Below are 8,583 nucleotides of genomic sequence, written 5' to 3'. Positions count from 1 at the left end.
GTACTGCAGGGGGGACCCTGTGGGAGAGTAGGACGCCGCCGAACAATCATTGTGGGAAAGCCCCGCACCTTCTGGTGCGGGGCTTTTCTGCGTTCCGGGGTCGGAATTCCGTGCAATAAATGTTTGACGGCCGGTGGCGGGCGCCGGTCGGATGGCGGGCATGGATTTCGAAGTGATCGACGAAGATCTCGTCCGCCAGCTGGTCGAGGGACAGTTCCCGCAGTGGCGGGGACTGGCGGTGCGGCGGTTCGCGTCCGGAGGCACCGTGAACGCGGTGTACCGGCTGGGGGCGGACATGGTCGTACGGCTGCCGTTGCGGGAGGGCGGGGCCCAGGACGTGGTGATGGAGCGGGAGTGGCTGCCGCGACTGGCGCCCCTGCTGCCCACGGCCGTCCCCGAGGTGCTCGGAGCCGGTGAGCCCGCCGAGGGGTTCCCGTGGGCGTGGTCGGTGTACCGGTGGCTGGAGGGGGAGAACCCCGTGGCCGGGGCGCTGGAGGAGCCCGGGCCACTGGCGGAGGACCTGGCGCGGTTCGTCACCGGAATGCGCGAGGTGTCCTTGTCCGGGGCGCCGGCGGCGTACCGCGGCGGGCCGGTCGGGACGCTGGACGCGGCGACGCGGGCGGCGATCGAGGAACTGCGGGGGATACCCGAGGAGGGCGTCGACTGCGACGCGGTGACCGCCCTCTGGGAGGAGACGCTGCGGGCGCCGGAATGGGACGGGCCGCCCGTGTGGCTGCACGCCGACCTGATGCCGGGCAACCTGCTGGTGCGGGACGGCAGGCTGGCCTCGGTCATCGATTTCGGCTGCATGGGTGTGGGGGACCCGGCCTGTGATCTCTTCCCGGCCTGGAACCTGCTGCCTCCGGACGCGCGGGAGGTCTTCAGAAAGCACCTGGGGGTCGACGACGCGACCTGGGTGCGCGGCCGGGGCCGGACGCTCTCGCAGGCGCTGCTGGCGCTCCCGTACTACCGGCGCGGAAACCCGGCGATGGCGGACAACGCGCGGCACGTGATCCGGGCGGTCCTGGGCGCGTAGGGCGGATGGGGCGTGCGGGGCCCAGCGGGGCGGCGTCCGGGCGGAGTTGTGGACGGCCGGGCTCTCCTCGGGCGGGGACCGGGTGTGAGGTGTATTGCGTTGCCGACGGCGGGCGGCCCCGTCAGGATCAGCTCATGGAACACCGCATACGAACCGTCCGCGCCGACGAGTGGCGCAAGGCTCGGGACATCCGGCTCGACGCCCTCCAGGACCCCCTCGCGCCCCTGGCCTTCCTGGACACCTATGAGGCGGCGGCGGCCCGGGACGACGCGCACTGGGAGCAGTGGGCCGGCCGGGCGGCGGAGGGCAGCGCCGACGCCCGTCAGTTCGTGGCCGAGGCGCCGGACGGCTCGTGGGACGGCACGGTGACCGTGCTGGTGGAACGGGCCGGTGAGGAGACCCTGTTGGGTTCGGTGCCGGAGGCCGACCAGACGCATGTGGTGGGGGTGTTCGTACGTCCCGGCGCGCGCGGCAAGGGCGTGGCGGACGCGCTGTTCCGGGCGGCCCTGGACTGGTCGTGGTCGTTGGGGGACGGGTCCGTGCGGCGCGTACGGCTGCACGTGCACGAGCGGAACGGGCGGGCGGAGTCCTTCTACCAGAAGGCCGGGTTCGTGCCGACCGGGGAGAGCCTGCCCGTGAAGGGTGATGCCAGCGGGGCGCGTGAGGTGGAGTACGAGTTCCGGCGGCCCGTCACGGCGTGAGCGGGCGGTCCGGCCAGCGGGCGCGGCCCTGCTCGGCCGAACGGAGCAGGACATGGGCCGGCAGGCCCAGTTCCTGACCGGAGTCGAGCAACTCGGGGAGCGCCGGGAGCGGGGCCACGGCGGCCACGTCGTCGAGGACGAGCGTGAGTGGTGGGTCGAGCCGACCGTCGGATGACCGTGCGGCCATGCGGCGGCCGTGCTCGACCACGTCTGAGGCGAGCGCGGTCAACAGGGGCATCGCGCCCGGGTGGGTCCTCGGGTCCTCGATCGGTTCACCCACCACATAAAGGGTGCCCGTTTCGGCGATGAATGATTCCAGTGCCAGCGAATCAGTTCGATTCGGTGTGCAGGCCTCGCGGATGTGGACCGAGGACAGCGAGGCCAGGGCCCGTACCGCCAACTCCTGGGCGACCTCCCGGCGTTCCGGATAGGCCGTGAGGGCCGATTCGAGCAGGCCGGCGTGGCTGTTGGTGGCCTTGGGGTGCGTGCGGAGGATGCGTACGGGTTCGTGGGCGCCGTTGTTCTGCGCCCAGCGCTGGACCTGCTTGAAGGGCCGCCCGTCTACAGCCGCCGCGTGCAGCCAGCAGCGGAGGAGCGTTTCGGCGGTGTCCGCGACGGCGGCGTCCATCCGGGCCCGGGTACGCACGGGCGCCAGGAGCGCGGCGGCACGGGCGGCGGCCGTGGTGGTGTCCTCGCAGCCCTGGATGGGCGCCCAGTGGAGGCGGGCGGGCGTGTCGCACAGGTGCCCGGGGTCGTAGACCAGGACGGGGCCGAGCTTGGCGCGGGCGTCCTTGGTGCCGGCCCACAGGTCCGGGTCGGAGGTGACGACCAGGACGGGCCCCTCGGCCTCCTCGACCGCCCGGCGGGCCACGGGGCGGCGGGCGGCCGCGTTTCCGTGGAGGAGGCGCGGTAGGGGCTCGGCGCCGGGTACGGGGGCGGTGGGCGCCCCGGGGGCGGTGGGCAACCCGGCGGCCGGCGCGGCGGTGTCGGCGGCCGTGGAGGCCGGCGTGGCGGGAACGGCGGGCGCGGGCGCCGAGGCGTCTGGGGGCATGGGCGCGGGGCCCGGCAGGTGCGCGGCCGGCGGGACGGTGACGGTCGCGTTCGGGCGCACGCCATCGGGCTGGACCGCCGCGGGCGCCGCGCCCCGGGCCGCCGCGGACGGGGCGCCGTACGGGCCACCGGCGGTGGCCGGACCCGGGCCCCCGGCGGTGGCCGGACCCGGGCCCCCGGCGGTGGCCGGGCCCCCGGCCGGGACGCGCGCCGGGCCCCTCCGTACGGCCGTGGCCTTCGACGTCGCCCGGACCGCGCGCCAGCGGGCCAGCGTGCCGATCACGAAGACCGCCAGCACCACCAGCACCAGCAGCGCGCCGATGAACAGGCCCCAGAACAGCCCGTACCCCGACAACTGGCCCGGCGGCGCGGCGGGCCACGCCCCGGCGAGGTCCTGGGGTCGGGACACCAGGCTCCGTATCGCGGCGGGCGCCTGGGAGAACGTCACCCCGTCCGGCCACGCCCCGTGCGCGAACAGCCCGGCCAGGCCGGTCGCCGTCCACACCAGCAGCGTCACGCCCAGCAGGAACCCCAGCAGGCCCACCAGCAGACCGTCCGGGATGCCCCGCTCGGCACCGCGTTCCTGACCGCGCCCGCGCTCCATCTCATGCCACCGTCGACTGTGAGGACTCGTTCATCTGCTGCTCGATGAGGGCCGCGCGCTGCTCCGCCTCCCATTCCGCGGCCTGGATGTCATCGGGTACGGACGACTCCGTCATCGCCCGGTCGGTGTACACCAGCGGCCGTTCCGCCTCGGTGATCAGGTGCTTGACCACCTGCACATTGCCGTTGACGTCCCACACGGCGATACCGGGCGTCAGCGTGGGGATGATCTCGACCGCCCACCGGGGCAGGCCGAGCACCCGCCCGGTGGCGCGCGCCTCGTCGGCCTTCTGGGCGTAGATGGTCCGGGTGGACGCCATCTTCAGGATGGCCGCCGCCTCCCGGGCCGCCGCCCCGTCCACGACGTCGCTGAGGTGGTGCACCACCGCCACGAAGGACAGCCCGAGCCGCCGGCCGAACTTCAGCAGCCGCTGGAAGAGCTGGGCCACGAACGGGCTGTTGATGATGTGCCAGGCCTCCTCCACCAGGAAGATGCGCTTCTTGCGGTCCGGCCGGATCCAGGTGTGCTCCAGCCACACGCCGACGATGGCCATCAGGATCGGCATGGCGATCGAGTTGCGGTCGATGTGGGAGAGGTCGAAGACGATCAGCGGGGCGTCCAGGTCGATGCCGACCGTCGTCGGCCCGTCGAACATGCCCCGCAGGTCGCCGTCGACGAGCCGGTCGAGGACGAGCGCCACGTCCAGGCCCCAGGCCCGTACGTCGTCTATGTCGACGTTCATCGCGGCCGCCGACTCCGGCTCGGGGTGGCGTAGCTGCTCGACGATGTCGGTCAGGACCGGCTGGCGGTCGGTGATGGTCTCGGTCACGTACGCGTGCGCGACCTTCAGCGCGAAGCCGGACCGCTCGTCCAGGCCGTGCCCCATCGCGACCTCGATGATCGTCCGGAGCAGCGCGAGCTGACCGGTGGTGGTGATCGCCGGGTCGAGGGGGTTGAGCCGGATGCCGCCGTCGAGCGCGGCCATCGGGTCCAGGCGGATGGGAGTTATCCCCAGCTCCTGGGCGATGAGGTTCCACTCGCCGACCCCGTCCTCGCCCTGCGCGTCGAGGACGACGACCTGGCGGTCGCGGAAGCGGAGCTGGCGCAGTACGTAGGTCTTCTCCAGCGCGGACTTGCCGTTGCCGGACTCGCCGAGCACCAGCCAGTGGGGGGCCGGGAGCTGCTGGCCGTAGAGCTGGAACGGGTCGTAGATGTACCCCTTGCCGCTGTACACCTCGCGCCCGATGATCACGCCGGAGTCGCCGAGGCCGGGCGCGGCGGTCGGCAGGTAGACGGCCTGGGCCTGCCCGGTCGACGTACGGACGGGAAGCCGGGTCGTCTCGACCTTCCCGAAGAGGAAGGAGGTGAAGGCCTCGGTGAGGGCCGACAGCGGATCTCGCATCAGAATCAGGCGCCCCTAACGGCGGATGCCGGTCGCGAACGGCAAGGTGTTCACAAAGGCCCGGTGGTGCTCGCGGTCGCACCACTCCAGCTTCAGATACGACTTGCCGGCCGATGCCCTGATCGTCCGCTTGTCCCTGGCCAGGGCCTCGGGCGTGCGGGACGACACAGTGATGTACCCGACGAGGTTCACTCCCGCCGCGCCGCTGGCGAGATCTTCACCCCGCTGGTCGAGCCGGCCGTGGGCGGCGATGTCACGCGGGTCGACGGTGCGGTTCATCTTGGCGGCGCGGCTGGCCTCCGCCTCGTCGTTGGTCTTCTCCGTCAGCATGCGCTCGATGGCGACCTCGGTGGGCTCCAGGTCCATGCAGACGGCGACGGTGCGGATGACGTCGGGGGTGTGGACCAGGAGCGGCGCGAGGAAGTTGACCCCGACGGGGGTCATCGGCCACTCCTTGACCCAGGCGGTGGCGTGGCACCAGGGGGCGCGGGTCGAGGACTCGCGGGTCTTGGCCTGGAGGTACGTCGGCTCGACGGCGTCCAGCTCGGCGGGCCAAGCGTTTCGTTTCGTCATCGCCTGGATGTGGTCGATGGGGTGGTCCGGGTCGTACATGGAGTGCACGAGGGACGCGAGCCGGGACTGGCCCAGCGGCTGGCGGACGCGGATGTCGGCCTCGGCGAGGCGGGCGCAGATGTCGGTGAGCTCACGGGCCATCACGACCGCGAGGCCGGCGTCCTTGTCGAGCTTGCGGCCGCCGGTGGCCTGGCGGGCGGCGCGGGCCATGGTGTGGGCCTCGGCGGCCAGTTCACGGGTGTAGTGCATGCAGGCGACCAGGTACGCGCGGTGCTGCTCGCTGGAGGTGGACACCATGGACTGGAGCTGCTCGTAGGAGTCGCGGAGCCAGCCGGGGGCGCCCGGGTCGCCGCGCTGGGCGACGTCCTTGGCGTGGGCGTCGGGGTCGGCGGGGAGGGTGCGGGCCAGCATCTGGAGGCGGGTGACGAAGCCGTCGCCGTTGGCCACGTGCTTGAGCAGGGTGCCGAAACGGTCCACCAGGGCTTCCTGGTCCTCGCTGTCGCGCAGGCCGACGCCGGGGCCCTCGATCTCGATGGCGGCGGTGACGGTGCGGCGGTCGGCGTGCAGGAGGACGGCGATCTCGTCGGGCCCGAAGGGCGCGGCGAGCCAGTTGATGCGGCCGATGCCGGGCGGCGGGCCCACCTCGATCTCGCGGCCGTCGAGCCGGGTGCCCGCCTCCATGGCGGTGGAACGGTAGGTGGTGCCCTGGCGGAGGACCCGCTTGTAGCTGCGGTTGATCTCGAACCACTTGTAGAAGGTGCGCCCCCTGTACGGGACGTACACGGCGGCGAGCGCGAGCATGGGGAAGCCCATGAGCGACACGATCCGCAGGGACAGGACGGGGACCAGCAGCCCGCTCATCATGCCGAGGAACGCGCCGACGATGATCAGTGCGATCTCGCCGGTCTCACGGTTCTTGCCGACGATCGCGTTCGGCCGGGCCCGGCCGATGAGGTACGTACGGCGGGGCGTGATCGGGTGGGACTGGGTCGTCAACGCCCTCCACCTCCTGTGTTTCCGGTGCTGCCTGTGCCTGAACCGCTCTTACGGTGGCTGTGCGGGGTGCCGGTGGTGCCGGGGCTCCGTGGCGGGGGTGCGGCGGAGGGGACGGATCCGCCGCCACCGCCGCCGCTTCCGCCGCCGCTCCCGCCGCCGGGCGGCTGGTTGCGGGAGCTGTGGGCGGCGACGCCGCCGGACATCGCGTTCGCGGGCCGGCCGCCGCCGCCCGTGCCGCCGTGCTGGTGGCTCCGGCTGCTGTGGGTCTTGATGCCCTGGGAGACGAGGGCGGCGGGGGAGGAGATGACGGCGGCGGCCTGGGAGCCGTCGGTGGCCTGCTTGCGGTTCGTCCGGGCGGAGGCGATCTCGTCGCCGAAGCCGGGGACGAAGCGGTAGATCATCGCGGAGGCGAAGATGGCCAGGAGGATGATGGCGAGCCCGGAGACGACGGCCGAGAAGGCGTCGGGGCCGTCGTCGGCGGACAGCGCCCCGGCGAGGCCGAGGACGATGACGATGACGGGCTTCACCAGGATCACCGCGATCATGATCCCGGCCCAGCGGCGGACGTGCCCCCACATGTTCTTGTCGACCAGTCCGGCGTAGACGACGGTGCCGAGCAGGGCGCCGACGTAGAGCAGGGCGGCCCGGATGACGAGCTCCAGCCAGAGGATGCCGGCCGCGAGGACCGACACCAGGGAGACCACGATCAGCATGATCGGCCCGCCGCCGATCCCGTCGCCCTTCTTGAGCGCCTCGGCGAACGTCCCGAAGAACGTGTCCGTCTGCCCGCCCGCGGCGCCGGCGATCACTTCCGTGACGCCGTCGGTCGCCGAGACGACGGTGTAGAGGATCAGCGGCGTGAACGCGGACGCCAGGACGGTGAGCCACAGGAACCCGATGGCCTCCGACATCGCCGTCGCCAGCGGTACGCCCCGGATGGCGCGCTTGGCGACGGCCAGGAGCCACAGGACGAGGGTCAGGACGGTGGAGGCGGCGAAGACGACGGCGTACTGCTGCAGGAACTTGGGGTTGGTGAAGTCCACCTCGGCGGTGTTCTTCACGGCCTCACTGAGCTTGCCCACGATCCACGCGGCGGCGTCGCCGCAGCCCCGGGCCAGGGAGGCGAGGGGGTCGAGCGCGGTGGTGGGGTCGGTGGGGGTGGAGCGGGCGCCGGAGCCGTTGGCGGCCTTCTCGCCGTCCTCGCAGTAGTCGCGCGCGAGGCCGACCACCAGGTCGCAGGGGTTGTTGCTGCCACTGGGCGAAGGCGTCGGCGCCGGGGGCGTCGGCGCCGCCGCGGCGCGTGTCGCGAAGACGAGGAGCACCGCTTGTACGGCCGCCGACGCGGCGGCGTATCGGGTGAGAGGGCTACCGCGCATAGGTGAAGCCTCCGTATCCGGCGACGGCACCGGCGATCTCGTCTGCGGTGGAGGCGCGGTTGTCACCGTTGACCGGTGTCGGCCCCTCCTTCTGGCTCGATGAGTCGATCTTCCAGTCGTTGCCGGTCCACTTCAGCTTCTCGGTGATGGTGAACCACGTCTCCGTCACCGGCTTGGTGGAGCCGTCCCCGGCGAGCCCGACCAGTCCGGTGCACCAGACCTCGACGGTGGCCGCGTCCGCGCTGTGCTCGACCACTTTGGTGCCGACCGGGACGGTCCGGGAGACGAAGGTCAGCCCCTCGGGGGTGGAGCCGTCCTGATTGAGGCCCACGTTCCGGAGGAACGCACCGGAGTAGGCGCTGTCCAGCTTGGTCAGCAGACCGTCGACGACGGCGGGGTCGTGCACGGCACGCACGATCTCGTGCCGCGTCGCCTGCCGGAACATCCCGTCCGAACCGAGCGCCACCGCGTAGTTCGCCGCCGCGCTCTGGGCGCCCTGCTCGTCGTGGGCGTAGCCCGACGGGACGGTGCCGTTCCTGCCGGCCACCGGTTTGACGCCCGTCGCGGCCGTGGGTGCGGCGTCGCGCCGGGCGGAGGCGTCCGAGGGGGTGTCGTCGCCGCCACCGCCGCGGTTCGCGAAGGCGATGGCGGCGATCAGCAGCACCACCACGCCCACCACCGTGATCAGCGACCGCGAGTTGCGGGCCGGGCGGCGGGCACCGCCGTAGACGCCGCCGTGGACGTCGCCGGCGCCGCTGTCGGGCAGGCGGGTGCGGGTCTGGCCCGTACCGCCTCCCGTGCTGCTGGCGCCGTCGTGCTCGTCGCCGAGGCTCATGACGGGTACG

7 protein-coding genes are annotated in these 8,583 nt (G+C 72.7%); 2 read left to right on the top strand and 5 right to left on the bottom strand.

Going from position 1 to position 8,583, the window contains the following annotated elements; genetic code table 11:
- Positions 1–160: 160 nt before the first annotated feature.
- Positions 161–1,036 carry an aminoglycoside phosphotransferase family protein gene (locus ACZ7LK_RS22275; protein WP_471142833.1) on the top strand — a complete coding sequence of 292 codons (876 nt, stop codon included), beginning with the start codon at positions 161–163 and terminating at the stop codon, positions 1,034–1,036.
- A 134-nt stretch (positions 1,037–1,170) separates the two neighbouring features.
- Positions 1,171–1,737, top strand: coding sequence for a GNAT family N-acetyltransferase (locus ACZ7LK_RS22270; RefSeq protein ID WP_471142830.1), 567 nt, complete (start codon positions 1,171–1,173; stop codon positions 1,735–1,737).
- On the opposite strand, the gene ACZ7LK_RS22265 is transcribed toward ACZ7LK_RS22270, so the two are convergent.
- From ACZ7LK_RS22265 to ACZ7LK_RS22245, 5 genes are read right to left on the bottom strand one after another with little or no spacing between them, the layout of a single operon-like run.
- Positions 1,727–3,391 carry a type VI secretion protein gene (locus tag ACZ7LK_RS22265; RefSeq protein WP_471142827.1) on the bottom strand — a complete coding sequence of 555 codons (1,665 nt, stop codon included), beginning with the start codon at positions 3,389–3,391 and terminating at the stop codon, positions 1,727–1,729. The two genes, ACZ7LK_RS22270 and ACZ7LK_RS22265, sit on opposite strands and share 11 nt — an antisense overlap.
- A gap of 1 nt (position 3,392) precedes the next feature.
- Complete coding sequence (locus ACZ7LK_RS22260) at positions 3,393–4,793, bottom strand: ATP-binding protein (RefSeq protein ID WP_392274888.1); 1,401 nt, start codon at positions 4,791–4,793, stop codon at positions 3,393–3,395.
- 15 nt (positions 4,794–4,808) lie between these two features.
- Entirely contained in the window at positions 4,809–6,362 is a 1,554-nt protein-coding gene (locus ACZ7LK_RS22255; RefSeq protein WP_392274889.1) for an SCO6880 family protein, read from the bottom strand.
- A complete protein-coding gene (locus ACZ7LK_RS22250; RefSeq protein WP_471142824.1) occupies positions 6,359–7,738 on the bottom strand; it encodes a hypothetical protein in 1,380 nt (459 codons plus the stop codon). Before ACZ7LK_RS22250 ends, ACZ7LK_RS22255 begins: the two co-directional genes overlap by 4 nt.
- Positions 7,728–8,573, bottom strand: a complete 846-nt coding sequence (locus ACZ7LK_RS22245) for a DUF8175 domain-containg protein (protein ID WP_471142822.1) — start codon at positions 8,571–8,573, stop codon at positions 7,728–7,730. Before ACZ7LK_RS22245 ends, ACZ7LK_RS22250 begins: the two co-directional genes overlap by 11 nt.
- Positions 8,574–8,583 lie beyond the last annotated feature (10 nt).

It is taken from the genome of Streptomyces sp. NPDC039423 (assembly GCF_055598725.1).
The sequence above is the reverse complement of the archived record's forward strand: the minus strand, read 5'-3'. Positions and strand labels throughout refer to the sequence as shown.

Excerpts from the sequence above, each read along its gene's own strand:
- ACZ7LK_RS22250 (WP_471142824.1), bottom strand. The coding sequence starts at position 7,738 with ATGCGCGGTAGCCCTCTCACCCGATACGCCGCCGCGTCGGCGGCCGTA.
- ACZ7LK_RS22245 (WP_471142822.1), bottom strand. The coding sequence starts at position 8,573 with ATGAGCCTCGGCGACGAGCACGACGGCGCCAGCAGCACGGGAGGCGGT.
- ACZ7LK_RS22265 (WP_471142827.1), bottom strand. The coding sequence starts at position 3,391 with ATGGAGCGCGGGCGCGGTCAGGAACGCGGTGCCGAGCGGGGCATCCCG.
- ACZ7LK_RS22275 (WP_471142833.1), top strand. The coding sequence starts at position 161 with ATGGATTTCGAAGTGATCGACGAAGATCTCGTCCGCCAGCTGGTCGAG.
- ACZ7LK_RS22260 (WP_392274888.1), bottom strand. The coding sequence starts at position 4,793 with ATGCGAGATCCGCTGTCGGCCCTCACCGAGGCCTTCACCTCCTTCCTC.
- ACZ7LK_RS22270 (WP_471142830.1), top strand. The coding sequence starts at position 1,171 with ATGGAACACCGCATACGAACCGTCCGCGCCGACGAGTGGCGCAAGGCT.